This window comes from Mycolicibacterium sp. SMGY-1XX (genome assembly GCF_059132455.1).
On the sequence record NZ_CP101139.1, the window covers coordinates 443,159 to 468,231 of the forward strand.

Here is a 25,073-nt window from a genome sequence, read left to right on the forward strand (position 1 = left end):
GCTCAGAGTTTCCCGGTGGCCTTCATCGCCAGGTAGCTGTCGGCCAGGGCGGGCGCCAGATCTTCAGGGAGGGCGTCCACCACCTCGACGCCACTTCGGCGCAGCCGGGATGCGATGGTGCGACGGTCGTTCCGGGCCTTCTCGGCGGCCGCCGCGTCATACACTGCGGCGGGATCCGAACGGCCGGCGGCCAACTCGTCGACGCGCGGGTCGCCCACCGCGGCGACGATCACCCGGTGTTTGGCCGACAGCTGCGGCAGCACCGGCAGCAGGCCCTCGTCCAGCGCCGAGGCGTTGAGCTCGGTGAGCAACACCACCAGCGCACGGCGCCGGACCCGGCGCTGGATCGCGGCCACCAACGCCGTCGAATCCGATTCGACGAGAGCGGGTTCCAGTGGTGCCATGGCCTCGACCAACTGCGCCAGGAGTTCGGTGCGGGAGGCGTTGACGACGGCTGCGCGGGTGCTGCGGTCATGGGCCAGGAAGTCGACGTGGTCACCTGCGCGCGAGGCCAGCGCGGCCAGCAGCAGTGCGGCATCCAGGGACCAGTCCAGGCGGGGCCAACCGCCGGGGTCGCTGGCGGTGGGGTCGACGCCCACCCGGCCGGCCGAGGTACGGCCGGTGTCGACGACGATGACGACCCTGCGGTCACGTTCCGGGCGCCAGGTGCGCACCACCACGTCGTTGCGCCGTGCGGTGGCGCGCCAGTCGATGGACCGGACATCGTCTCCGACGACATACTCACGCAGCGAATCGAATTCGGTGCCCTGACCGCGGATCAGCACCGGAACCATGCCGTCGAGTTCGCGGAGTTTCGCCAGCCGCGACGGCAGGTGCTTGCGGGACAGGAACGGCGGCAGGATCCGTACCGTCCACGGAACCCGGTGCGAACTCTGCCGGCCGGCCAGACCCAGCGGACCGATGGATCGCGCGGTGACCACCGCTGAGACCTGATCGCCGCGCCGGATGGGGCGCAGGGCGGTACCCACCTGCTGCCGTTGCCCCGGCGCGAGAGTGAGATCGTGCGAGCGGGGTTGCGCTCTGGTGCTGGGCGCCCACGCATCTCGGACCGCGCCGCGGAAGGTGCGGGAACCGCCGTTGTGCACCAGGAGCTGTACGTTCACCGGCTCGCCGAGACGCGCCGAGGTGTCGCCGGAACGCGAGAACTCCAGACCCTTGGTGCTGGCCGCAAACACGACGTCCAGTCCGACGGCGGCAGCGAGCAGCACCGCCAGGATCGCGAATGCCGTTGCCGGCCAAGGGGCTACCGCGACGGGGAGAACGCAGATCAGCGCCACCAGCCCGGTGCGGCCGGTGAGGACCATTACCGCGGTACCGGAACGGAGGCCAGGATGCCGTCGAGCACGGCGTCCGGTGTCGCGCCTTCGAGTTCGGCTTCGGGACGCAGGGCGATGCGGTGGCGCAGCGTCGGACGTGCCATGGACTTGACGTCATCGGGGGTCACGTAGTTGCGCCCGGACAACCACGCCCACGACCGGGCGGTGCCCAACAGTGCGGTGGCCCCCCGCGGTGAGACACCCAGTTGCAGGGCCGGCGATTGCCGGGTGGCGCCCACGATGTCGACGATGTAGCCGAGCACCTCGTCGGCGACGAGTACGCGGCCGGCGGCTTCGCGGCCCGCGCGCAGATCGTCGATGCCCGCAACCGGCCGGATGGCGGACAGGTCGCGCGGGTCGAAACCGTGCGCGTGCCTGCCCAGGATGGCGATCTCCTGATCCCGGGGCGGCAGAGGAACATTCAGCTTCAACAGGAAACGGTCGAGCTGTGCCTCGGGAAGCTGGTAGGTGCCTTCGTACTCGATCGGGTTCTGGGTGGCGGCCACGATGAACGGGTCGGGCAGCGCGCGCGGATCACCGTCGACGCTGACCTGTCGTTCCTCCATCGCCTCCAGCAGGGCGGCCTGGGTTTTGGGTGGGGTGCGGTTGATCTCGTCGGCGAGCATCAGGTTGGTGAACACCGGGCCTTCCCGGAATTCGAACTCGGCGGTGCGCGCGTCGTAGATCGCCGATCCGGTGATGTCGCCCGGCATCAGGTCGGGGGTGAACTGCACCCGCTTGAACTCCAGCTGCAGTGCTGCGGCCAGCGAACGCACCAGCAGCGTCTTGGCCACCCCCGGTACACCTTCGAGCAGCACATGGCCGCGGCACAGCAATGCGATGACCAGGCCGCTGATCACGGCATCCTGACCCACGACCGCTTTGGCGATCTCGGCGCGCAGGGCCAGCAGTGCCGAGCGTGCGGTGTCAGCGGTGGAAGTAGCGGGCTGTGTCACGAGTGGGCGACCTGCCTTTCGATGTCGTCGAGCGCGTGAGCGAGATGCATCAGATCGTTGTCGGAACCGGGAGTGGGTCCGAACAGAGTGTGGTGCACGGTATTCGGATCCAGAGCAGTGCGTTGGGCCACCGCCTGTACGACGGTTGCGGGGTCGGGTTGGACTCCGAATCCCAGCCGGGGTGCCAGTCGCTGCAAGGTAGCCGTGCGCAGTGCGTCGGCGGCGCGGTCGCGTGCTCGTCGCGCCCGGTACAACCGGCCGCGGCCTTCGACGGTCTCCGACGCCCGCACCACCACGGGAAGCCGTTCGGCCACCAGCGGACCCAGCCTGCGGCCCTTCCACAGTGCCACCAGCGCCACGACAAGCCACAGTTGCCACACGATCCAGTCGACCTGTTTCGGGATCAGGTCGAACACCGTTGCAGAGCCCGAGGTTTCACCTTCGAGGCGCTGCGGTGCGTACCAGATGACCCGGGGCCGGCTGCCCGCCAGGTTCATCGCCAGCGCGGCGTTGCCTTCCTGCAGCAGCGTCGAATTGGTCATGAACTCGGCGGTACTGACGACGGTGATGGTGCGCCGTTGGTCATCCTGATAGCGCACCACCGCGCCGGAGTAACAGCGCACGAGATCCACCGTGGAATCCCTGACGGCTTCGTAGGTGTCCGTCGGCCCGAACTGTGCGACCCCGGCGCGGACGGCTTCGGGCAGGTCGCAGTCGGGGTCGCCGCCATAAGTTGCGGTGGGCGCCACCTGGACCTGCGGGGCCAGTGCTTCGCGGGTGCGCGACGTCGGCTCCACCACCAGGCGGTCACCGGGCGCCTCGGCCAGGTCGCGCAGCAGTTCGTCGTCGGCGGTGTAGGCAGTCTGCGCGATCAGGATCAGCGAGTCCGGACGGGCTGCGCGTTCGGCGTCGGCCACCGTGTCGGCGACCACGACGTCCACACCGCGGTCCCGCAACAACGCCACCAGCGCGTGCGCGCCGTCGGCGGATGTTGCAGTGGGATCCATCCGGCCGCCGGGCCGAGGCGCGGTGAGCCAGGCGGCGATCACCGCCAGCACGATGATCATGACGGCGGCCCCGGCCACCCACCGCACGGTGCGCCAGCGGCTCACGACGGCCGGGCGTGGTGCCGTGGACGTCACCGCACCTCCGCCCAGCCGTGCGGTGTCGCCGGCGGCGACGCCGACGTCGGCGTCATCGACCGCGTCCGTAGATGGTCGTCGAGCTCGCTGATCATCTGGTACGCACCCTGGGTGCCGGGCAGCTCACCGTAGGTGACGTCGTTGAAAGCGCTTGCTGCCGCGCTCAATTCACCTGAGAGCTGGGGCAGTGCGCCACCGGCGTCGCGCGCCAGTTCGTTGGCGGTGCGACCGGGAATCGCGGACACGACGCCCACCTCTTCGAGGTGCCGGGCGATGGCGCGGAGCCGATGCCGGATGGCGGCGGCCCAGTCGCCGCGCATGGCGCACTGCTGCGCGAGCTCGCGGTGTTGGGCCGCAGACAGTTCCGTCGAACCGAACAACTGGTGCTCACCACCGCGGTTGGTACGCATGGTGTTACGCGCGATACGGACGGCCACCACGATCGCGATCGTCAGGATGATCAACAGCACCATGATGGTGAACCAACCGCCGGGAATCAGGTCACCGCCGGCCACGATCCGGAAGATCAGATCGTTGAGCCAGTCGTTGAATCGATCGGTCAGCGAACCCTTCGGATAGATCGGCTTGTTGAGTTCCTCCTGCGCGGCCTCACGCGCGGCATCGCGGTCGATGTCTACCGGCGGCACGGCAACCTCATCCTCAACGCCGGGCCAGCCAGAGGTTGTCGGTCGAGGTGATGTCGCCGGGGCCGGCGGTCGCGCCGGTGCGCAACACCAGGTCGAACGCCTCGGCCCGGATACGCCGGTCGGTGTAGAGGAGTACGACGACGCCGGCGGTGAACGGGGCGGTGATCACCTGCCCGACGATCGCGCCGACGCTGGCCGAGACCGTACCCAACAGGATCGCGGCGGTGGACTCCATGCCCATGATCAATTGCGCGATGGAAAACGGCATGGCCACGGCGGCCGCGATGGCCCACACCACGATTCCGGCCAGCGCCCCTATCCCGAACACCCTCAGGAAGTCGTGACGGATCAGGAAGAACGACCGTTTGACCGAGTCGATCACCGGCATCCGCTCGAGCACGATCGCCACCGGCGCGAAGGACAACATGGTGGCCAGATACAGGATCGCGACGATGCCGAGGAGCCCGAGCGGAATCCCGACGAGGACGGCGACGGCCACGCCGGTACCGACGGAGAGCCCCACGATGATCAGTGTGATGACGCCGGCCAGCAGGATCACACCGAGAAGTTCCAGCACCGCCAGCCCCAGCAGCGGCAGGATGCGGTCGCGGATCCTGGCCCAGGCCTCACCGATGGTGATCGGGGATCCGAAAACCGCGCGGCCCACGACGACGGTGAGCATGCCGCTCAGGATGACCGCGGTCAGCGCCTGCATCAGGGCTGCCACCACCGTGGTGGCGAAGGACCCGATGAGGCCGGCGGTGGAGTCGCTCTCGCCGCGCAGGGCGTCGAGTTCCCCCATCGCGGCCAGCGGGCCCACCTGGAGGAGGAGTGCCAGTATCTGGGTCACGATGACGACCGCGGCCGCCAGCCCGAGGGTGGCCTTGGGATTGGCGCGGATGTAGCGGACGGCGCCGTTGAAGATGTCGCCGATGGTCAGTGGCCGCAACGGGATGATGCCGGGCTGCAGGGCCACTGGTGGCAGGACGGGATAGCCGTTGTGCGGCGGCGGGTAGCCCTGGCCCGGGTAGCCGGGCGGGGGGTAGCCCGGTGGCGGGTAGCCAGGCGGGGGGTAACCCTGCTGTGGGTAGCCCTGGCCCGGGTAGCCCTGCTGCGGGTAACCCGGAGGCTGCCAGCCGGGTCCGGTCGGCGGCTGGGTCACAGTGAGCGTCCCCCGTCGTCGTTGCGCATGGTGACCATCCTGTCGATGGTCGTTGGTTCTGACAACGATACGAGTCACACGGGGCGGCCAGGCGTAGCGTCATGAGGCATGGCGGAGCTCAAAGCGCGGCTGCGGTCTGATCTCACTGCGGCGATGAAGGCGCAGGACAAGTTGCGGATGGCCACGTTGCGGATGTTGCTGGCCGCCGTGCAGGCCGAGGAGGTCTCCGGTAAGCAGGCGCGTGAGCTCTCGGACGCCGAGGTGCTCAAGGTGTTGACCCGGGAAGCAAAGAAACGGGGCGAGGCCGCCCAGATCTACATCAGCAACGGCCGTGGTGAGCTGGCGGCCAACGAACGCGCCGAAGCGGCGGTGATCGAGGAGTACCTGCCCACCCAGCTCGACGACGACGAGGTGGCCCACGCGGTCAACACGGCGATCGCCCAGGTGGCAGAGGAACTCGGCGAGCGCCCCGGCATGAAACAGATGGGTCTGGTGATGAAGGCTGCCAACGCGATCGTCGCCGGCAAGGCCGACGGGGCGCGGGTCTCGGCCGCGGTCAAGGATCGGCTGTAACTGGAGGAAGCCCGGCTCGTGCCTCGCCGCCTCGTCGACCGGGCTGAAGCCGCTGGAGCCCGGCCCTCCCTCCCCGGCTCGTGCCTCGCCGCCTCGTCGACCGGGCTGAAGACGGTTTGCCGCCCAGGCGCCCGGGTATCCGACCCGCATGACCAGGTTCGGATACACCTTGATGACGGAGCAGGCGGGGCCCAAAGAGCTTGTCCAGCACGCTGTTTCAGCGGAGTCTGTCGGTTTCGACTTCGAGGTGTGCAGCGACCATTTCTCACCCTGGCTGGCGGCTCAGGGCCATGCGCCCAACGCGTGGACCGTCCTCGGCGCCGTCGCGCACGCCACCCAGCGGGTGGATCTGTACTCCTATGTCACCTGTCCCACCATGCGATACCACCCGGCGATCGTCGCGCAGCAGGCGGCCACGGTGCAGATCCTGTCGGACGGCCGCTTCACCCTCGGGCTCGGCAGCGGCGAGAACCTCAACGAGCACGTCGTCGGTAAGGGGTGGCCCAGTCTGCAGACCCGCCAGGACATGCTCGTCGAAGCGATTCACATCATCCGCGAGTTGTGGACCGGCACGCTGGTCGACTGGCGCGGCGACTACTTCCAGGTGGACTCCGCGCGCATCTGGGATGTCCCTGAGGAGCCGATCGGAATCGGCATCTCGATGACCGGCGACCGCTCACTCGACAACTTCGCGACACTGGCTGACCACCTCATCGAAGTGCAACCCGACGCCGACCGCGTGAAAGCCTGGCATCACGCGCGGCAAGCAACCGGGCTGCCCGGTGGTGGCCGCGTCGTCGGTCAGATCCCCATCTGCTGGGACCCCAACAAGGACGCGGCGATCGAACGCGCGCACGAGCAGTTCCGGTGGTTCGGGGGCGGTTGGGCGGTCAATGCCGACCTACCGACCACGGCCGGCTTCGCCGGCGCCACCCAGTTCGTCCGCCCCGAGGACGTCGCGGAGAGCATCCCGTGCGGTCCGGATCTCGACGCGATCGTCGAGGCCGTCAGCGCTTACTGGAAAGCCGGCTTCACCGACATCGCCCTCGTCCAGATCGGGGGCGCTCACCAGGATCAGTTCTTCAAGGAAGCCGCGGAGCCGCTGTTGGCGGCCCTGCGGTCAGCAGCCGATTAGGGAGGAAGAAACATGACCGACGATCACAGCCAGCGAGTGGCCACCAGCCCGCACGAGGTCAAGGGCGTCGAGGACAAGGATCGTCCCGGCCCGGCCGATCACGGCCGTGAAGGCGGGATGGCCACGCGGGAGGTCGCGCCGGATGTGGCCGACGAGCAGGGCACTCCGGAACCGCCGGACTGAGTCCGTTCGTCAGGTCAGCGCTGCGAGCTCGCGGCGGGCGCGGCGTTCGACAAGCAAGGGAATGAAATCCCGCACGGTGCTCTGCTCGAATTGCGCGTGCGCCTGACCGATGGTGGCGGTGACCTGCTGTGGGTCGATTTCGGTGTAGATGCTGGTGAGACGGTGTTCGATTTCGGTCAGCAGATCTTGCTCACTTCTTGGCACCCAGAGATGATTACCGGCAGGTAAACGCTCGTCAACGAGGTGTCGATCACAGCTGTTGACTGTCGACAGAGTTGGCCTCGTGCCGGCCCTGACGGCTTCCGCGGTAGGCACCCCGGCGCAGGGCGGTGAGCCATTGCGGCAGCAGTGTCACTCCGGGTGCGGTGTTGCGGGTCGGGTCGAGGGCGAACTCACCCTTGTCGTCATTGGGCAGCAACTCGGTCAGTGTCAGCATCGCCAGCGGGGCGAAGCCCCCCAGGCCGGCGGATTGGTCCACGGCGATACGGATCGCAGTACCGCTACCCAGCGCTGCCGACAGGTCGTCGAGTGACAGGCCATTGGAGGTGGTCGGCTCCAGGAAGCGAGCGCGCAGCCACCACGTCTGCCCGCCGTACCCCAACGGCATCAAGGTCGAGAACGTGGTGTTCGGCCAGGCACGGGCCGGGCGCAACACAACACGACCCAGCGCACTCGACCCCGCGGAGACCATCAACACATCCCACGGCGTGACCGCGGACGCACCCGGACCCATACGCCAGGCCAATCCGGCAAAATCGGGCAGCCCGCCCGGCAGCCCGGCCCCTTTGGACAATCTCGCGGTGATCTCACCCGATCCGACGGGTAAACCCTTGGCCACCGGTGCGATCCGCTCGATGTGGCCACGCGCCAGTACCCCGATCGGGTGAAACGCGCGCCGGTGGCGCAGTTCAGCGCCGAGTTTGAACGGCAGTTCGGCGATGTCTGAGAGATGCACGACACCCGGATGCCCCCCGAAACCGTTGGTAAACGGCGGCAAGCGGTTTAACCCGCCCGAAACAGGGCATCAAATTTCCCACGTGCTACATCAGCACACGACGACAGTTGAGAGGCCGCCGTGACTGCAACGCTCCCCGAAATCCACCGCCCAGTTGTCGCTGCACCCGATGTGTATCGACCGCAGGAGGATTCACACCTGCTGATCGACACATTGGAACGCACCACAGTGGTGGTGGGCCGACGGGTGGTCGATTTGTGTACCGGCAGCGGTGTGGTCGCCATCGCGGCCGCCGGCCTGGGTGCCGCGGAGGTCACCGCATGGGATGTGTCCGAAGATGCGGTGTCCTGTGCCCGTCGCAATGCCGCGCAGGTGGGCGCGGACGTCGACGTACGCCTTGGTTCGTTCGACAACGCGCTGGCGGATGGTCCCTACGACGTCGTGGTGTCGAACCCGCCTTACGTGCCAACACCTTCGGTGATCGATCTCACCATCCCGGCGAATGCCGACCCGGCGTGGTCGTGGGACGGCGGTGACGACGGCCGCATCATCGTCGACCCGTTGTGCACGATGGCACCGAAACTGCTGACCGATGGTGGCACGATGCTTCTGGTGCAGTCCGAGTTCACAGGTATCGAGCAGTCCATCGAGTCATTGCGTGCCGGTGGGTTGAAAGCCGATGTGGTTGCCTGGCAGTTGATTCCTTTCGGGCCGGTGCTCACCTCCTGCGCGCCGTGGCTCGAGGCGACGGGGCGGTTGCCGCAAGGACATCGGGTCGAGGAACTCGTGGTGATAAGGGCTGACAAGCAGTGAGTGACGCCGAACCTCGCCGAGTCAAGATCGTGCCCAAGGGCCCGATCATGGTAGAGGGTCCGGTGTGTATCGAGATGCCCGACGGAAGCACCGTCGAGTCCGACCGCTTCATGGTGGCAATCTGCGCGTGCAAGCGCAGCAAGTCATATCCGTTGTGCGACACCAGCCATCGGCGAAAAGCCCGGCGCTCGGCATAACGCGCATACAACATCGCGAACATACGACGAAGGCCCGCCACCCGGCGGGCCTTCGTCGTCGTCTGAGAAAGTCAGTCCAGCGGCCGGCGCAGTGAGGTCTGGTTCTCTGCCCAGCGCTTCATCAGCAGATCGGCCAACCGGTCTTCGACCACTGCGTGGGCCCGGATGCCGAACACCACGTCCCGCTCGAGTTGCGGTTCCAGCCTGATCAATTCACCCACGACGTCGGTGCGCACCACCTGTTCGTGCACGGCGTCGGCCTCCACATGCTCCTGGTAGAAGCGGACGCATTCCTGTGGGGCGCCGAGACGCTCGAGACCCTGGACCAGGCGCGCCGACCCGGGGGGAGAGGTGATCTCCGTGGACGCGAAATGCCCCACCGCAGCGCCTCGGAAAGCGCGGTGCAGGCCGAACATCGACATCAGGTTCACCGACGAAAGAGCTTCTGCCGGAACGTGATTGATGTACCCGAGATAGCTGGAGTCGAGTCCCGCGGCGGCCATCAGGTCAGCGAACAGCCGCTGATGCAGATTCTCGCCGCGGCCGCCGCCGTATTCGTCGAATTCGACCGCGACAAAAGATGCCTTGGCCTGCCCTTGCAGACGGGGGATCGCGAAAGCATGGGGGTCGGCTTCTTTGAGGTGGTACAGCGAACGGTGCACGAAGTACTCCTGCACCTGTTCCAGCGTCGCCTTGTCGCGGATGAAGTACGACGGGCCTTCACCATCGGCGGGCTCGGTGGAGATGTCGTCCATCACCGCGAACACGGACTCCACGTCGTCGAGCGAACCCACCTCGTTGGTCACCACATCGAGAAAAGCGATCTCCAGCTGTGCCCGCAGATGAAGCAGTGCCGGATTCCACTCCCAGGCCGGATCTACGCCTCGGAACCCGCGGTAGTGCAGTTCATACAGAACGTAGAGCGCCATGTGCAGGTCCAGACCCCACGGATCGGAGTCGACCACCGGAGCGTTGATGCGGGTGAGGAGGCGACGCGGCGGACGTTCACCCAGAACCTCCAACACCGTCGCCGACAATGGTCCGACAGCAACGGGAAGTGCGGGTTCGGTCACGGGAGTAGCGAGAGTCACGCGAGTCAGGTACCCGCATACACCCGTCAGAAACCACCTTTCACCAACGTCACAGGCGCCACAGCGCCTCCTGGGTCATGCTCGCAATCAATTGGCCGGACGCGTCGTACATGGACCCGACCACGAGGCCGCGGTTGTCGTTGTTGTTGACCGGATGCACCTCGTAGCGATGCCAGCTCGCAGGGTCGAACGGCCGGTGGAACCACACCGAGTGGTCGAGGCTGGCCGCGTATCCGACATTGGGCTCCAGCGGGGTACCCGCGGGCCGGGCCGCGGGTACGGGTCCGAGATCGGTGACGAAAGTCAGCGCGCACGACCGCGACAGCGGGTTGTTCTCGACCGGTTCGCGGAAGCGCACCCAGTACGGGGGTACCGCGAAGGCGGACGGATCCGAGGGTGCGGTACGGATCTCGAGGTGCTCCGTGATCGACAGCCCCGGGTACTTCGGCTGGGCGGCGTCGAGATCGAGCGCCTCCGGTGCCGGCGGGTGCCAGTCCGCACCGGCTTCGGGCCGGTGGAACGAGGTGATCATCTCGAGGATGACCTTGCCCTCCTGGACGGCGGTCACCCGGCGGGTGTCGAAGGATCGGCCGTCGCGGGTGCGCTCCACCTCGAAGCGCAGTTCCACCCCGAATTTGCCGCCCCGGACGAAGTAGGCGTGCAGTGACTGCGGCAGCTTGTCCGGCTCCACGGTGGCACCGGCGGCGCCCAGGGCCTGGGCGGCGATCATGCCGCCGAACAGACGCTCTCCGCGCCCGCCCGCCGGGTCCGCCACCACGAACACGTCACCGTCACGCTCGAAGGCCAATAGGTCGGCGATCCAGCTTCTCTTGACACCTGTCATCGAATGCCGACCTTAGCGGTCGGCGAAATACTTCTGACCGTCGGCGGCCATGCGGCCGAAACCGGCTTTGACCACCGGCGCCAACACGTGGAAGGGCAGCCGCAGCGCACTCTTCGGGTCGATCGCCACCGTCCAGCTGAACAACGTCCCGGTCCCGTCCGGTGCGATCGTGTAATCCTCGGCGAAGCGCCGGAACAGCGGGGCATTGGCCTCGTAGACGTAGAACGAGTAGCCCGAACCCTCGTCCCACCGGAAGAAGTGCTCACGCACCCGGGCCAACCCGCCCGGCATCGCCACCTCACGGGTGGTGCCGATCCCGAACGGCCGCGGCGTCGTCCACGTGACGGACTGCACCGACGATCCCCAGTCGGCGAGCGAGTGGTCCGACGCCAGTGACGTCCACACCACGTCCGGCGGTGCGTCGAAGTGCTTCTGATAGCGGAACACGTGTGCTGCGGTGTCGAACAACGTCGCATCGGTGGATTCGAGCGGATACCAACGGGCCATGGCCCCAAGCCTTCCACGAACAGTGTGGGCCAGACGCCTCGACTGTCGCTCAGCCCCGGCCGTCAGGCTGATTGTTGTTCTTCTGGGCGCCCCAGCCGTGCACCCGGTCCACCTCGATGAGCGCGCTGACCCGCGGGCGGTCCCGGGCCGGATACTCCTTGCCCTGGTAATGCCGAGACAGTGCATCGATATCGGCGAGGCCCTCGTCGTCGTAGATGTCGGTGACGTGTCCGATGACGGTGATGTGGGTGTACCAGTCACTTTCATCGATCACCGTCAGCGACACCCGCGGGTCCTTGCGCAGATGAGCCAGCCGTTTGCGGCCGACGTCCATGTTGACCAGCACATGATCGTCGCGCAGCAGGTACCAGGTGGCGGCGGACACCGGCTGCCCGTCACTACGGACGGTGCTGATGACAGCGGGGTTGGGCTTGGACAGCATCTTCTTGGCGTCGTCGGTCAGTGGTGATGTCATTGGGACGGAATGCCCCGGGCGGACCCGGTTATGCCTATTCACTCCCGGGGACGCCCGTTCCAGGCACCTCTCGTAGAGGCTGAGGTAAGCCGCACCCATGACCTTCGGCGAGAACCGCCGTTCGGCAACAGCCCGGCAGACGGCGGGATCGATCTGCTCCGCCTCTCCGACGAGCCGCGCCAGTGCGGTCTCGTCACCCGGCGGCGCCAGCAGGCCGGTGCCCGGCTCGACGAGTTCGGGCAAGCAGCCACGGGCGTAGCCGACGACAGGTGTGCCCAGCGCCAGCGACTCGACCACCCCGGTACCGCCGGGCTCATCCCACAACAGTGCGAACAGCGTGGCACGTGCCGTTCCCACCAGGCGGTCGCGGTCCTCGCCGGTGACATTGCCGATCCACCGCACCAGATCCCCGTCCACCAGCGGTGCCACCTCGTTACGCCAGTACCGCACATCGGCGTACCGATCAGCGTGCGGGTCAGCGGCCAGCGCAGTAGCGTCGGGGTACGGGCCGACCGGACCCGCCAGCACCAACGGACGGCGCAGTCGCTGCGCGATGCGCGCCGCAACGTGTTGGCCTTTACGTGCACAGATCCGGGCCACGAACACCAGATGATCTTCCTTGGTGCGCAACGGCGTCATGGTGGCGGCGTCGGCCAACGGGGTGGCCAGATGAACGTGACCGAGGATGTGCTTCTTCAAATTGTCTGGCGCACAATCAATTTGGTTCTTCGACACGCCGTTGATCCACACCCGGTTCGCGCTGCAGAAGCTGGAGTAGAGGCCCCGGTGCTTGGTCACATCCCAGTGCAATGTGTGCAACACCGGAGGCAGGCAGCCTTCGGCGCCCCCGAGCATGGTCAGACCCAGCGCTTCCACATGATCGTGGATGAGATCGATATCGGAGCGGTCACGCACCTCGGTGATCACCCGAAGCATGTGCGCCGCAGGCACTCCCATCACTTCGTTGTACGGCTCACCCAACCGCGGGAACTGCGGCTCGTCGAACACGCTGATCATCTCGTCGACGTCGATGGTGCTGGCACCGACCGTTGCCAGCACAACCCGCACGTCGTTGCGGCGCAACTCCGGAATCAGTGTGGCTATGACGTTTTCGATGCCGCCGTACCCCTGCGGCGGCACGGTCAACCACGGGCCGGCATTGATGAAAACGGTCAGCGCCATGGCACATCACGCTCCTCATTGCCCTCGCACGAAACCGCGACTACCGCTGAGTGAGGTGTGCGCTCTAGGGTAATCCTGCGGCGTCGATAGGGAGGCGAAATGGCAGACTGCAGAGTCGGCTTCGTCGGCGCCGGAGGGGTGGCCACCCGACATGCGCGTCACCTGGCCGGCATACCCGGAGTCGACATCACCGCCGTCACCGATCCCGCGCCCGGCGCGGCCCAACTGTTCGCCGAAGCCACCGGTGCCGCCGCCCTGCCCGACCTGGCCGCCGTGCTCGATGCCGGCGTGGATGCGGTCTACGTGTGCGTGCCTCCGTTTGCACACGGCTCCGTCGAGGAGGCGGTGATCGAGGCGGGTACCGCGCTGTTCGTGGAGAAGCCGCTCGGACTCGACCTGGCGACCGCTGCACGCATCGCCGCACTGGCCGGCAGACACGCGACCGTGACCGCCGTGGGGCACCACTGGCGCTACTCGAACACGGTGCGCCTGGCGCAGCAAGTGCTCGCCGGACGGCCTGTCCGGCTGGCCGTCGGATCCTGGGTGGACCGCGTGCCGCCGGTGTCGTGGTGGGCGCAGCGCTCCCGATCCGGCGGCCAAGTCATCGAACAGGCCGTGCACGTACTGGACCTGGTGCGGCTGCTGTGCGGCGAGGTCGACGGCGTGACGGCCTACGCCAACGACACCCCGCCCGGCGACGGCGATATCGAGGTGGCCACCGCGGCGGTGCTGCGTCTTCGGTCCGGGGCGGTGGCCACCATCGCGACCACCTGCTGTCTGGACTGGAAACAGTCCGCCGGCCTGGACCTGCACGCCGACCGCCTTTCCGTCGCCATCGGCGAAGATGGCGTCACTGTGCGCACCCCCGAAGGATCGCAGCATCACAGCGTGGACCCCGACGAGGCGAAACAGGCGGCGGATCGGGCATTCATCGACGCCGTGCTGGGCCGTGGGGAAGTCCTCGTCGACTATGCCGACGCGCTGCTGACACACGAATTGGCTTGCGCCGTAGCGACATCCGCTCGGGAGGGGCGGGCGGTGAGCCTGCGTGCGTGAACCGGGCTACGCCGTCGTGGTGGAGCAACCCGGTGTCGTGACGCTGCAGCAGCAGCCCGACCCCGGGCCCCTGGCGGCGGGGCAGTTCGACGTCGAGACGGTGTTCAGTGGGTTGTCTACCGGCACCGACCTGAGCTGGGTCAAAGGCACGAATCCGGCCGGACGCCGCCGCTGGGATGCGGACCTGGGGCTGTTCGGCTCGGAGGCTACCGACAGCGGCTACCCGGTGCGCACGTTCGGTTACATGCAGGTCGGCCGGGTCACCGACAGCGCCACCGCGGCCGTCCACAGTGGTGACCTGGTGGCGATGACGTACGGGCATCGCAGCAGCTACCGGGCCGACGTGCTGGCCGACCGCGTCGTCACCCTCCCCGCGAGCCTGGACCCGGTACTCGGAATCTACGCCGCACACATGGGCCCCATCTGCGCCAACGGATTACTGCACGCCGCGGCCGACAGCTGTGGTGCCGACGTCCGCAGCCTGGGCGACGGTGTGCGCGGCCGGCGCGTCGTGGTTGTCGGCGCCGGGGTGATCGGACTGCTGACGGCGATGTTCGCCGACCATCACGGCGCCGCGACGATCGTTGTCGTCGATCCCACACCGGGCCGACGCCGGGTGGCCGAACTGCTGGGGTTCGAGGCGCTGGACCCGTCCGACGACCCCGCCGTGCTGCTCAAGACACGGTGGCGCCACAGCGCGGGCGACCGCGGCGCCGACGTCGCGTTCCAGTGCCGCGGTCAAGCCACCGCTCTGGCGACCGCCCTGAGAACGCTGCGGCCGCAAGGCACGGTGATCGATCTGGCGTTCTATCCCGGCGGCAGTGCCGAGCTGAGGTTGGGGGAGGAGTTTCACCACAACGGGCTCAGCGTGCGCTGCGCACAGATCGGGCGGGTGCCTCGGGGGACGGCTCACCTCTGGGATCGCGAACGGCTCAGCGCCGCGACGCTGGAGCTGCTGGCCGCGCGGGGCGCAGCGATCAGCGCCCATCTGATCACCGACCGGGTGCCGCTGCGCGAGGCCCCCGGGGTGCTGACCCGGCTGGCGCGGTCCCGGCACACCGGTCTGCAATTGGTCTTCACCGGCGATTGATCACCCGGACCCGTCCTGCTCCAACATGCAGAGGTCCCTGTTGTACTTCGCCGGCGGCGCCATGGGGTCAGGACCGCACATGCTGCGGTTCATGCCGTCCTCGAACGGGATCTGCCCTCCGCCGGCGGAGCCCCACCCGGGTTGGCCCGGCGCGCCGGCATCGAACGACAAGCTTGAACAGTTGGTTACCCATCGAGGTCGTCGGCGGTGCGGTGGACCAGGTGGGTCCAACGGGTGACTTCGGCGGAGACATAGCAGGGAATGCCGCAGATGGGAAGTTTGGATAGGCGTCGGCCACCACAACGGTGACGTCGGTGCTCGGGTCGAGTTCGCGAATGCGCAGTGCGGCGCTGATACCGGCTGTCAGAGCGTGGTGTTGGGTGGTGTGAGCGTCGTGTGCAGCTGCTGCACACGGGCGGCGATATCGTCGCGGACCAGGCGCATGCGTTCGAGGCCGTCGATGCCGCGTTCGGAGGGTTCGTCGGTGTCCCAGTTCTGCACCTGGGTGCCGGGCAGCGGATCGAGTTGTGCCTCCCGGCCGAGGGTGACCACCAGGTCGACATCGTGGGCGAGCTGATAGTCGATCAGTTTGGGCTTCACACCGGTGATGTCGACGCCCACCTCGTGTAGCGCTTGGGCTGATAGATCATTGATGGTGCTGCCGGGTTTTGTGCCGGCGGAATGCACGATGACGGAGTCTCCGGCGAGCTGGCGCATCAGCTCGGCCGCCATCTGTGACTTGCCTCCATTCTTGACGCAGACGAACAGCACTGAGGGCGTGGTGGATTCGGTCATCGGGTCAGGCCTGCCACGCGGTGACGTTGAGTTCGGCGAGCAGGCGGCGGACGCGTTCTTCGATCTCGTCGCGAATCGGCCGCACCGCGTCCAGCTCTTGCCCGGCGGGGTCGGGCAGGTCCCAGTTGACGTAGCGCTTGCCGGGGAAGATGGGGCAGGCATCGCCGCAGCCCATCGTGATCACGACGTCGGCAGCCTGCACGATCTCATCGGTCCAGGGCTTGGGGAATTCGCCTGTGATGTCGATGCCGACTTCGGCCATCGCGGCGACGGCGGAAGGGTTGATGTGGTCGCCCGGTTCGGAGCCACCCGACCAGGCGACGGCGTCGTCGCCGGCGAGGTGGGCGAAGTAGCCCAGTGCCATCTGCGAGCGGCCGGCATTGTGGGTGCACAGGAACAACACGGTCGGTTTGCCGTCGGTGATCTTGCCTTCTACCCGGGCCAGGGCATGTAGGCGTTGGCGGGCGAACCGTTCGGCGAGTAGCGGCAAGAAGTTCGCGATGGTGGCGCGGCCGGCGAACTGGTCGTAGGAGGTGTGCAGAAACCGCTCGATCGTTTCGACGCCGAAGCTGTCCCCGAAGTCGCGTTCCAGGCGGGTGGCAGCTGTCGTCAAGGCGTGCTGTTGATCGATGGACAGATCGCGGTGTGGGCGCAGGGCGGCAGGACTGTCGGACATGGGGTTACGACTCCTTTGTCGAGGCGGTGGCCGAAGACGCAGTGCTCTGATCGGAGAAACGTCGCCGCAGGGCCAGTGATACGTAGACCAGGGCGACCAGGACCGGGACTTCGATGAGCGGGCCGACGACCCCTGCCAGGGCCTGGCCGGAGGTGGCGCCGTAGGTGGCGATCGCCACCGCGATGGCGAGCTCGAAGTTGTTGCCGGCGGCGGTGAATGCCAGTGTCGTGGTCCGTTGATAGCCCAGGCCGGTCGCAGCGCCGAGCAGATAGCCGCCACCCCACATGATCGCGAAGTACGCCAGCAAGGGAAGCGCAATGCGTACCACATCGAGAGGACGGCTGGTGATCTGTTCGCCTTGTAGCGCAAAGAGAATCACGATGGTGAACAGCAGTCCGTAGAGGGCCCAGGGTCCGATTCGGGGCAGGAACGTGGTTTCATACCAGTCGCGGCCCTTGGTCTTCTCACCGAATCGGCGCGAGAGGTAGCCGGCGAGCAGCGGGATGCCGAGGAAGATGAGCACCGATTTGGCGATCTGCCAGGGCGAGGTGTCGATGGTGGTCTGTTCCAGACCGAGCCAACCGGGCAGCACGGACAGGTAGAACCAGCCCAGTGCGGCGAACATGACGACCTGGAAGATCGAGTTCAGCGCGACCAGGACGGCGGCGGCCTCGCGGTCACCGCAGGCGAGGTCATTCCAGATGATGACCATGGCGATACAGCGGGCAAGCCCCACGATGATGAGGCCGGTGCGGTACTCGGGCAGGTCCGGCAGCATCAGCCAGGCCAGGGCGAACATCAAGGCCGGGCCGAACAACCAGTTCAAGAACAACGAGCTCAGCAGCAGCTTGCGATCACCGGTCACGGTATCGAGCCGGTCGTAGCGCACTTTCGCCAGGACCGGGTACATCATGATCAGCAGGCCGAGCGCAATCGGAAGCGAAATGCCGTCGATCTGAACGCTTTCCAAGGCCCTGTTCAAGCCGGGGATCCAGCGACCCAGCAGCAGCCCTGCGACCATCGCGATGCCGATCCACACCGGCAAGAACCGATCCAGGGTGGAGAGTTTCGCGACGACCGGTGCCGACGTCGATGACATGGTCTCGGTCATGCGGTCGTCTCCGCGAGTGTCGCTGTGTTGAGGCCCAGCAGCGCTGAGAGCTCGCCGAGGGCGGCCGGGACGACGGCGTAGTACACCCAGGACGCCCGGCGCTCAGAGGTCAGCAGGCCTGCATCGCGCAGGACTTTGAGGTGGTGCGACACGGTTGGCTGGGAGACGTCGATGCCACCGGAGATGTCGCAGACGCAGGCCTCACTGCCGGCATGGCTAGCGATCGCACTGAACAGCCGCAATCGCACCGGGTCCGCCAAGGCCTTTAGCTTCTTGGCCATCTCTGCGGCGGCCTGCTCGGACAGCGGCTCGTTGAGCAGGGGCGCAGTGACGCAACACGCGTCCGCCGCCTCGGGTGGATTCGACATGCATCGATATTGACACTCATCAAACTAGGGTGCAAGCGAACAGTCGGTGAACGACGACCCGTCGGCGGGCATGCCGGCGGCCCGGCATGCCCACCGGCTCATGGTCAGCAGCAGGGCGATGCGGTCGCTGTCGGCGCGGCTGCGCGTTGGCTGCCGCAGCACACGTCGGCAGCGTCCGTGGTGTCATCGAGATGCTGCGGGCTGCTGCCGAAGGTGTCGGAGTCGGCGAGCACGGTGTAGACCTCCCACTGTTCGCCGGCCGGTCCGGTCACCCACACCTTGTCCTGGGTGGCGAAGCAGCACGTGGTGCCGATCTGCTCGTCGGTGAACAGACCCTCGCCGGCCAGGCGGGCGATCTCGGCGTGGACGGTCTCGCTGGATGTGACTTCCACGCCGAGGTGGTTGATGGTTCCGCCCTTGCCGGGGTTCTCCAGCAGTACCAGCTTCAGCGGGGGCTCCGCCACGGCGAAGTTGGCGTAGCCGGGCTTCACCTTGGCGGGTTCGGTGTTGAACAGCTTGCTGTAGAACGTGATTGCTTCGTCGAGGTCGTCGACGTTGAGTGCCAGTTGTACGCGGGACATGGCCCGGCCTCCTCGGGTTGTTTTACATATATCGAAGTAGCGCGCCACGGCCCAGCATGCCACCTTTTGGATATATGTCAATCTTTCTGGCAGACTGGCGCCATGCCCAAAGCGCTTCCCGTCATCGACACGTCTGCGCCGGTGTGCTGCGCACCGGTCGCCGCGGGACCGATGACCGATGACGACGCACTCAACGTCGCGCTGCGCCTCAAGGCGCTCGCCGACCCGGCACGCGTGAAACTGATGTCGCACCTGTTCTCGTCCGAGGCGGGGGAGCAGAACAGCGGCGAGCTCGCCGCCGCGCTCGGGCTCACCGAATCCACGGTGAGCCATCACCTGGCCCAGCTGCGCAAGGCCGGCCTCGTGCTCTCCGAGCGCCGCGGTATGAACATGTTTCATCGCGCGCACCCGGAAGCCCTGCAGGCGTTGTGTGCCGTACTCGACCCGAATTGCTGCCGCTAGCGTGCGGCCCGCGGCCCCGGAGAACTTCGGCGCACGACCGTCGCGAACTCTGGTTGCGGCGTTGGCACCGCCATACCGTGATGTTCTCAGTGGCCGGCGGCACGAACCGACCCGCAATGGCGCCTACAACGTGAGGACTTTCGCGATAACGAACAAAATCGAGCGGAATGGCGCCGAAGAAAAGCTCTGAGCGTCACTGCTGTGGCTCGCTCAGGGCGGCGCCATTACACAGAATCAGGCCGGCCCCTTGACCTCATCCATCGCGCACCGGCACTCGCTCGCCCACAAGTTCGTCAGATATCTATCGATCCGGACGTCGATCCCGACGTCGACTTATTTATCGATGCGGTAGCCACGCTAAAAGCCCTGCATCGCTTCTGGATCGACATAGAACTCAGCGCCGGGGGCTTCCTCGCCAATGGTTCGCACGTTGACATCGATGTCGATGAGGTTATGCCTGCGTCGTTGATGGTGGACACGCGTCTGCGGTTCTGACCTCGGATACCTATGCAGACTTGTTCCCGGACGACCTGGAGCAGGTTTCGGTAGCACTAGATGCGGCGCGAGTGCGGTCCTTAGCAGCCACTGCGGACCAGCTGCGGACTGAGAAGTGAGAAGGCCCCGGACTGGATGACCAGTCGGGGGCCTTCTCGCTGCAGTTCACACGTGTCGGGGTGGCGGGATTCGAACCCACGACCTCTTCGTCCCGAACGAAGCGCGCTACCAAGCTGCGCCACACCCCGCGTGAAGCTCCGACAGCGTATCGCACGGGTAGCCCGAGAAGCCAAACGCATAAAGATCGCCCGATTCGGGAACAGATGGCTCACGGACCGATGTCACATCGGATCTCGATCGCAATTGCACGGATTGGGATGGAAATGGCGTGTCGCAGGCGTTGTGGACAGTAACGAAGCGCACACTGCGCACCAGGTAGACGACGGAAAAGGTGGACCGGCCATGACGGCTCTGGGTGCTGCTATCTACGGGGGATTCTTCGCGCTGGCGGCTCTGTGGCTCTTCTTGACGTCCGACGATTCGACGGGCGGCGATCAGCTCCAGGAGCAGGATCTCTCGAACTCGGACAGCTTCGCCGCCGGCCCGGTGGGATCCAGCTTCATGCTGGTGAGCCACTCCTCCGAGAAGTAGGTGTCGGCGTAGCGATCGCCACTGTCGGCCAGCAGGGTCACCACCGAGCCACTGCGGCCCTGGGACACCATCTCGGCCAGCAGGCCGAATGCACCCCAAAGGTTGGTTCCGGTGGACGGTCCCACCCGGCGGCCCAGCACGGCGCTCACGTGGTGCGCGGCGGCCACCGACGCCGAATCGGGCACGCTGACCATCCGGTCCACCACGTGCGGTAGGAACGACGGCTCGACCCGCGGTCGGCCGATTCCCTCGATCCGTGACGACGCACCGGTTTCGATTTCGGCGCCGCGCTCGTAGGAGAGGAAGAATGCCGAGTTCTCGGGGTCGACCACGCACAGCTTGGTGTCGTGGCGCCGATACCGGATGTAGCGCCCAATGGTTGCGCTGGTGCCGCCGGTACCCGCCCCGACAACGATCCACTCCGGGATCGGGTGGTCTTCGTCGCGCATCTGCGAAAAAATCGATTCGGCGATGTTGTTGTTGCCGCGCCAGTCGGTGGCGCGCTCGGCATTGGTGAACTGATCGAGGTAGTGACCGCCGGTCTCCTGAGCCAGCCGGTGGGCTTCGGCGTACACCTCCGAGGAACGCTTCACGAAATGGCAACGCCCACCCTGTGCTTCGATCAGGGCGATCTTCGACGAGCTCGTCGTTGCCGGCATCACCGCGATGAACGGCAACCCCAGCATCGCCGCGAAATACGCCTCCGACACCGCCGTCGACCCCGACGACGCCTCCACGACCGTGGTGCCTTCGTGAATCCACCCGTTGCACAACGCATAGAGGAACAACGACCGCGCCAGCCGGTGCTTGAGGCTGCCGGTGATGTGGGTGGTCTCGTCCTTCAGATACAGCTGGACGTCCACGCCGCCGCACCACGACGACGGCAGCGGATAGCGCAGCAGGTGGGTGTCGGCGCTGCGGCGGGCATCGGTTTCGATCAGCCGGACGGCGTTGTCCACCCACTGTCGCGAACGGCCGCGGTCAACGACCCGGGTCACCGGGATCAGTGCACGGAGGACGCGGTCGGATGCGACTGTCCCAGTGTGCGGCTGGAGTCCCGTCCGCCCGTCGGCGCCGCGATGAGCGTCAGCAGCGTGGCCTCGGGACGGCAGCAGAATCGCAGCGGGGCATACGGTGACGTACCGATTCCGGCCGACACATGCAGCGCGGTGTCCGCACCCCACTTCGACGCGCCCTTGACCCGCGACGTATCGATATCGCAGTTGGTCACGATCGCCCCGTAGAACGGCAGGCACAGCTGCCCGCCGTGGGTGTGCCCGGCCATGATCAGCTGGTAGCCGTCGGCGGCGAAGCGGTCCAGGACCCGGGTGTACGGCGAGTGGGTCAAACCGAGCCGCAGGTTCGCCGCCGGACTGGCCGGGCCGGCGATGGTGTCATAACGGTCGCGGTCGATGTGCGAGTCGTCCACCCCGGCGGCGGCGATGGTCACGCCCGCCACCTCCAGCTCGCGGCGGGTGTGCGTCATGTCCAGCCAACCGCGCTCGGTGAACGCAGCCCGCAGGTCCTGCCAGGGCAGCGGTGTGCCATGAGCGCGAAACTCGCTGTCGTAGAGGTACTTGGCGGGATTCTTCATCGTCGGCCCGAAGTAGTCGTTGCTGCCGAAGACGAACAGACCTGGAACCGAGAGCAGGTCACCCAGCGCCTGGACCACGGCGGGCACCGCCTTGGGGTGCGACAGGTTGTCTCCGGTGTTGACCACCAGATCCGGCTCCCAGCCGGCCAGTTCGCGCAACCATGCCTGCTTGCGGCGCTGTCCTGGCCGCATGTGGATATCGGACAGATGCAGGACCCGCAGCGGCGAGGACCCGGGCGTCAGCACCGGCATGGTGACCTCGCGCACGACGAACGCGTTGCGTTCGATGATCGCGGCGTAACCGATGCCCGCGACCGTCGTGCCGAGCGCCACTGCTGCGGTGTTCTTCAGAACATGCAATGCGGCAGCCATGTGTGCAGCCTACTGCGGCACCCTGTGCGTGGCGCGAGTTACGGGGGTGGCGGTGGGGGCGGCGGCCCTGGTGGCGGGGCAGGCGCGGGCGGGACGAGAACCGGCACCGTGATCGGAGGCAGACCAGGGATCTGCACCACGGTCTGGCCGAACTCCGGCGGAGCGCCCGGCGGGGGCGCTGCCACCGGCGGTGGTGGCGGAGCGGGCGCGATGCCGTTGCTGATCTGGATGGTGATGATCGAGCCCGGGATCGTCTGCCCCGACGGCGACGTGCCCACCACCGCACCGCTCGGTGAGCTGCTGTTGACCGGGGTGGCCTGATCGGCGACCTGGAAACCGGCGTCGCGCAGGCGTTGACGAGCCGCGTCCTGGGTCAGCCCGGCGACGCTGGGCACCCGGCCGCCCGGAGACCCGTCGACGTACCGCGGATCGGTGGGAGGCAGGGCCACCTCGCCGAAGTTGGTGGCGATGGGCTGCATCGCCGTGAACCAGGTACGGGCCGGCTCGTTACCGCCGAACAAGCTGCCGGATCCACACTGGCGCAGCGGGAACGAGCACAACTCGCTGGGCTCGGTGGAGTCGTCGTAGATGTAGTTGGCCGCGGCCAGCTGGTTGGTGAAACCCAGGAACCCGGAGGATCGGTTGGCTTCCGTGGTGCCGGTCTTGCCGGACATCGGCAGCGTCCAGCCGACGGATCCGGCGGCCCCGGCGGCGGTACCCGATCCGCGATCGTCCTCGCTCATGGCATTGGCCAGCGTGTTGGCCAGACCTTCCGGCACCACCTGCTCGCAGGTGGAGGTGGTCACGGCGACCTCGTTGCCGTCGCGGTCGAAGACCTTGTCGATGGGGTTGGGCGGGCACCACACACCACCGGAGGCCAGGGTGGCCGCCACGTTGGACAGTTCCAGCGCGTTCACCTCGATGGGGCCCAGGGTGAACGAGCCGATGTTCTGCCGCTTCACGAAGTCGGCGAGGCTCTCGTTGCTCTCCGGGTCGTAATCGCGCGCGGTTCCCGGTTCGGCGTAGGACCGCAGGCCCAGCCGGACGGCCATGTCAACCGTTCGGCCCACCCCGACCTGGGAGATCAGCTTCGCGAACGCGGTGTTGGGGGAGGTGGCCAAGGCGTCGGTGATGTTCATCTTGCCGCGGTAGCCGCCGGCGTTCTGCACACACCAGGTGTCCTTCGGGCACCCGCGGGCGCCGCCACTGCCCAGCCCCTTGGCCTCGAACCGACCCGGCACGTCGAGCTCGGCGTTGATGCCCATGCCCATCTCCAGGGCCGCGGCCGTGGTGAAGACCTTGAACACCGATCCGGCGCCGTTGCCCACCAATGAGAACGGCTGCGGTTGCATGGTTTCGCCGGCATCGAGGTTCAACCCGTAGTTGCGGTTACTCGCCATCGCGAGCACCGGGTGGGTCTGCTTACCGGGCCGGATCACGCTCATCACCGAGGCGATGCCCTCCAGATCGGCAGGCGCGAACTCGTTGATGGCGTTCTTGACGTTGGCCTGCACGTCGGGGTCCAGCGTGGTGCGAATCAGGTAGCCGCCCTTGGACAGCTGCTCCTTGCTGATCCCGGCCCTGGCCAGGTATTCCTGCACGTAGTCGCAGAAGAATCCGCGATCTCCCGCGGCGATGCAGCCGCGGGGGAGTTCCTGCGGCTGCGGCAGGATGCCCAGCGGCTCGGCCTTGGCGGCACGCAGTGCCTCGGCATGCTCGGGCACGTTCTCGATCATGGTGTCGAGCACGACGTTGCGACGGGCCAGGGCGCCCTCGGGGTTGGTGTACGGGTTCAGCGTCGAGGTGGACTGCACCAGACCGGCCAGCAAGGCCGACTGCTGCCAGTTGAGCGCGGAGGCGTCGATGCCGAAGTAGGTTTGCGCGGCGTCCTGGATGCCGAAGGCGTTGTTGCCGAAGGAGACCAGGTTCAGGTAACGGGTCAGGATCTCAGGCTTGGTGAACGTCTTGTCCAGCGTCAACGCCATCCGGATCTCCCGCAGCTTACGGGCGGGCGTGGTTTCGATGGCGGCGCGTTTCTCGGCGTCGGTCTGGGCGATCACCAGCAGCTGATAGTTCTTGACGTACTGCTGTTCGAGGGTGGACCCACCGCGGGTGTCGAGGTTGCCCGACAGGTAACCCGACAGACCCGTCAGCGTGCCCTGCCAGTCCACACCGTTGTGTTCGGCAAATCGTTTGTCCTCGATGGACACGATTGCCAGTTTCATGGTGTCAGCGATTTTGTCGCTGGGAACCTCGAACCGGCGCTGGGTGTAGAGCCAGGCGATGACGTTGCCCTTGGCGTCCACCATCGTGGAGACGGCGGGTATCTCCCCTTCGACAAGCTGAGAAGAACCATTGGCGACGACGTCGGAGGCTCGGTTGGACATCAGGCCGATACCGCCGACGACCGGGAACATCAATGCCGCTGTCAACACACTGGCGAGTAAGCAGCACCAGGCCAGCTTGATCAGGGTGACAGCGACCGGGGGGCGGTCCGACATGGTCTACAGAGTAATGGGGTTGCCGACAGTGCTGATGCCCGTACGGCGTCCACGGAACGGCCCCGGAGCGTGCCCGCGACACGCCGAAACCAAAGATTCGCTGAGGGACTGCACGGTTGTCC

General features: G+C 66.8%; 29 protein-coding genes, 1 tRNA gene and 2 pseudogenes. 9 read left to right on the forward strand and 23 right to left on the reverse strand.

The genetic code is table 11. The features are described 5' to 3' along the window. Positions 1–2: 2 nt before the first annotated feature. The 5 genes from NL241_RS02125 to NL241_RS02145 are packed head-to-tail and all read right to left on the reverse strand — an operon-like array spanning position 3 to position 5,313. Complete coding sequence (locus tag NL241_RS02125) at positions 3–1,325, reverse strand: DUF58 domain-containing protein (protein ID WP_494396642.1); 1,323 nt, start codon at positions 1,323–1,325, stop codon at positions 3–5. Beyond that, positions 1,325–2,293 (reverse strand): AAA family ATPase, encoded by a 969-nt coding sequence (locus tag NL241_RS02130; RefSeq protein WP_487693915.1) that lies wholly within the window; start codon positions 2,291–2,293, stop codon positions 1,325–1,327. Before NL241_RS02130 ends, NL241_RS02125 begins: the two co-directional genes overlap by 1 nt. Continuing rightward, complete coding sequence (locus tag NL241_RS02135; RefSeq protein ID WP_494398224.1) at positions 2,290–3,450, reverse strand: DUF4350 domain-containing protein; 1,161 nt, start codon at positions 3,448–3,450, stop codon at positions 2,290–2,292. Before NL241_RS02135 ends, NL241_RS02130 begins: the two co-directional genes overlap by 4 nt. Next, the gene (locus NL241_RS02140; RefSeq protein WP_494396643.1) at positions 3,432–4,082 is read right to left on the reverse strand and encodes a DUF4129 domain-containing protein; all 651 of its coding nucleotides are present in this window, start codon (positions 4,080–4,082) and stop codon (positions 3,432–3,434) included. Before NL241_RS02140 ends, NL241_RS02135 begins: the two co-directional genes overlap by 19 nt. A 13-nt stretch (positions 4,083–4,095) precedes the next feature. Then, complete coding sequence (locus tag NL241_RS02145; protein WP_494398225.1) at positions 4,096–5,313, reverse strand: DUF7847 domain-containing protein; 1,218 nt, start codon at positions 5,311–5,313, stop codon at positions 4,096–4,098. Positions 5,314–5,352: 39 nt separating this feature from the next. Here NL241_RS02145 and NL241_RS02150 point away from each other — a divergent pair, with 39 nt between their 5' ends. The 3 genes from NL241_RS02150 (at position 5,353) to NL241_RS02160 (ending at position 7,135) form a co-directional block, all read left to right on the forward strand. Next, positions 5,353–5,817: a GatB/YqeY domain-containing protein gene (locus NL241_RS02150; RefSeq protein WP_494396644.1), complete on the forward strand. Its 465-nt coding sequence runs from the start codon at positions 5,353–5,355 to the stop codon at positions 5,815–5,817. Positions 5,818–5,965: 148 nt separating this feature from the next. Next, complete coding sequence (locus NL241_RS02155) at positions 5,966–6,952, forward strand: LLM class F420-dependent oxidoreductase (protein WP_487693918.1); 987 nt, start codon at positions 5,966–5,968, stop codon at positions 6,950–6,952. Positions 6,953–6,964: 12 nt separating this feature from the next. Continuing rightward, entirely contained in the window at positions 6,965–7,135 is a 171-nt protein-coding gene (locus tag NL241_RS02160) for a hypothetical protein (protein ID WP_491316631.1), read from the forward strand. Between the two features lie 9 nt (positions 7,136–7,144). On the opposite strand, the gene NL241_RS02165 is transcribed toward NL241_RS02160, so the two are convergent. Both NL241_RS02165 and NL241_RS02170 read right to left on the reverse strand, forming a co-directional pair. Continuing rightward, a complete protein-coding gene (locus NL241_RS02165; protein WP_494396645.1) occupies positions 7,145–7,339 on the reverse strand; it encodes a three-helix bundle dimerization domain-containing protein in 195 nt (64 codons plus the stop codon). Between the two features lie 46 nt (positions 7,340–7,385). Beyond that, positions 7,386–8,090: a phosphodiesterase gene (locus NL241_RS02170; protein WP_494396646.1), complete on the reverse strand. Its 705-nt coding sequence runs from the start codon at positions 8,088–8,090 to the stop codon at positions 7,386–7,388. A 120-nt stretch (positions 8,091–8,210) separates the two neighbouring features. Here NL241_RS02170 and NL241_RS02175 point away from each other — a divergent pair, with 120 nt between their 5' ends. Both NL241_RS02175 and NL241_RS02180 read left to right on the forward strand, forming a co-directional pair. Beyond that, positions 8,211–8,903, forward strand: coding sequence for a HemK2/MTQ2 family protein methyltransferase (locus tag NL241_RS02175; protein ID WP_494396647.1), 693 nt, complete (start codon positions 8,211–8,213; stop codon positions 8,901–8,903). After that, positions 8,900–9,100: a CDGSH iron-sulfur domain-containing protein gene (locus NL241_RS02180; RefSeq protein WP_487693925.1), complete on the forward strand. Its 201-nt coding sequence runs from the start codon at positions 8,900–8,902 to the stop codon at positions 9,098–9,100. The genes NL241_RS02175 and NL241_RS02180 overlap by 4 nt, the downstream gene beginning before the upstream one ends. 71 nt (positions 9,101–9,171) lie before the next feature. On the opposite strand, the gene NL241_RS02185 is transcribed toward NL241_RS02180, so the two are convergent. The 5 genes and pseudogenes from NL241_RS02185 to NL241_RS02205 form a co-directional block, all read right to left on the reverse strand. Then, the gene (locus tag NL241_RS02185) at positions 9,172–10,191 is read right to left on the reverse strand and encodes an iron-containing redox enzyme family protein (RefSeq protein ID WP_487693927.1); all 1,020 of its coding nucleotides are present in this window, start codon (positions 10,189–10,191) and stop codon (positions 9,172–9,174) included. Between the two features lie 49 nt (positions 10,192–10,240). Further along, on the reverse strand, positions 10,241–11,035 hold the full coding sequence (locus NL241_RS02190) for an acyl-CoA thioesterase (protein ID WP_487693928.1): 795 nt from the start codon (positions 11,033–11,035) through the stop codon (positions 10,241–10,243). A 12-nt stretch (positions 11,036–11,047) separates the two neighbouring features. Continuing rightward, positions 11,048–11,542 (reverse strand): SRPBCC family protein, encoded by a 495-nt coding sequence (locus NL241_RS02195; RefSeq protein ID WP_487693929.1) that lies wholly within the window; start codon positions 11,540–11,542, stop codon positions 11,048–11,050. Positions 11,543–11,591: 49 nt separating this feature from the next. After that, entirely contained in the window at positions 11,592–12,017 is a 426-nt protein-coding gene (locus NL241_RS02200) for a PPOX class F420-dependent oxidoreductase (protein WP_494398226.1), read from the reverse strand. A 168-nt stretch (positions 12,018–12,185) separates the two neighbouring features. Next, a pseudogene (locus tag NL241_RS02205) lies at positions 12,186–13,199 on the reverse strand (glycosyltransferase); the annotation flags it as partial. A 99-nt stretch (positions 13,200–13,298) separates the two neighbouring features. Between NL241_RS02205 and NL241_RS02210 the strand changes: the two are divergent. After that, positions 13,299–14,255: a Gfo/Idh/MocA family protein gene (locus NL241_RS02210; protein ID WP_494396648.1), complete on the forward strand. Its 957-nt coding sequence runs from the start codon at positions 13,299–13,301 to the stop codon at positions 14,253–14,255. Next, positions 14,248–15,345, forward strand: coding sequence for a zinc-dependent alcohol dehydrogenase (locus NL241_RS02215; protein WP_494396649.1), 1,098 nt, complete (start codon positions 14,248–14,250; stop codon positions 15,343–15,345). The genes NL241_RS02210 and NL241_RS02215 overlap by 8 nt, the downstream gene beginning before the upstream one ends. Here the strand turns inward: NL241_RS02215 and NL241_RS02220 are convergent, their stop codons facing one another. From NL241_RS02220 to NL241_RS02250, 7 genes and pseudogenes are all read right to left on the reverse strand, one after another. Next, entirely contained in the window at positions 15,346–15,516 is a 171-nt protein-coding gene (locus NL241_RS02220) for a hypothetical protein (protein WP_494396650.1), read from the reverse strand. A gap of 23 nt (positions 15,517–15,539) precedes the next feature. Continuing rightward, positions 15,540–15,712 (reverse strand): annotated as a pseudogene (locus NL241_RS02225) (CoA-disulfide reductase); the annotation flags it as partial. Next, entirely contained in the window at positions 15,709–16,140 is a 432-nt protein-coding gene (locus NL241_RS02230; protein WP_487693934.1) for an arsenate-mycothiol transferase ArsC, read from the reverse strand. The pseudogene NL241_RS02225 and the gene NL241_RS02230, both read right to left, overlap by 4 nt. A gap of 4 nt (positions 16,141–16,144) precedes the next feature. Next, positions 16,145–16,816, reverse strand: coding sequence for an arsenate reductase ArsC (locus NL241_RS02235; protein ID WP_487693935.1), 672 nt, complete (start codon positions 16,814–16,816; stop codon positions 16,145–16,147). Positions 16,817–16,820: 4 nt separating this feature from the next. Continuing rightward, on the reverse strand, positions 16,821–17,927 hold the full coding sequence (gene arsB, locus NL241_RS02240; protein WP_494396651.1) for an ACR3 family arsenite efflux transporter: 1,107 nt from the start codon (positions 17,925–17,927) through the stop codon (positions 16,821–16,823). Further along, positions 17,924–18,295 carry an ArsR/SmtB family transcription factor gene (locus tag NL241_RS02245; protein ID WP_487693937.1) on the reverse strand — a complete coding sequence of 124 codons (372 nt, stop codon included), beginning with the start codon at positions 18,293–18,295 and terminating at the stop codon, positions 17,924–17,926. Before NL241_RS02245 ends, arsB begins: the two co-directional genes overlap by 4 nt. Positions 18,296–18,399: 104 nt before the next feature. Further along, complete coding sequence (locus NL241_RS02250) at positions 18,400–18,876, reverse strand: ArsI/CadI family heavy metal resistance metalloenzyme (protein ID WP_487693938.1); 477 nt, start codon at positions 18,874–18,876, stop codon at positions 18,400–18,402. Positions 18,877–18,978: 102 nt separating this feature from the next. Here NL241_RS02250 and NL241_RS02255 point away from each other — a divergent pair, with 102 nt between their 5' ends. Both NL241_RS02255 and NL241_RS02260 read left to right on the forward strand, forming a co-directional pair. Then, positions 18,979–19,338, forward strand: a complete 360-nt coding sequence (locus tag NL241_RS02255) for an Rv2640c family ArsR-like transcriptional regulator (protein WP_487693940.1) — start codon at positions 18,979–18,981, stop codon at positions 19,336–19,338. A gap of 201 nt (positions 19,339–19,539) precedes the next feature. Continuing rightward, entirely contained in the window at positions 19,540–19,833 is a 294-nt protein-coding gene (locus NL241_RS02260) for a hypothetical protein (protein ID WP_494396652.1), read from the forward strand. 174 nt (positions 19,834–20,007) lie between these two features. Here the strand turns inward: NL241_RS02260 and NL241_RS02265 are convergent. From NL241_RS02265 to ponA2, 4 genes are all read right to left on the reverse strand, one after another. Continuing rightward, a tRNA-Pro gene (locus tag NL241_RS02265) sits at positions 20,008–20,081 on the reverse strand. A 306-nt stretch (positions 20,082–20,387) separates the two neighbouring features. Beyond that, positions 20,388–21,482 carry an L-cysteine desulfhydrase Cds1 gene (gene cds1, locus NL241_RS02270; protein WP_487693944.1) on the reverse strand — a complete coding sequence of 365 codons (1,095 nt, stop codon included), beginning with the start codon at positions 21,480–21,482 and terminating at the stop codon, positions 20,388–20,390. Between the two features lie 5 nt (positions 21,483–21,487). Beyond that, positions 21,488–22,450 (reverse strand): metallophosphoesterase, encoded by a 963-nt coding sequence (locus NL241_RS02275; protein WP_487693946.1) that lies wholly within the window; start codon positions 22,448–22,450, stop codon positions 21,488–21,490. Between the two features lie 38 nt (positions 22,451–22,488). After that, positions 22,489–24,951: a transglycosylase/D,D-transpeptidase PonA2 gene (gene ponA2 / locus NL241_RS02280; RefSeq protein ID WP_494396653.1), complete on the reverse strand. Its 2,463-nt coding sequence runs from the start codon at positions 24,949–24,951 to the stop codon at positions 22,489–22,491. Between the last annotated feature and the right edge of the window lie 122 nt (positions 24,952–25,073).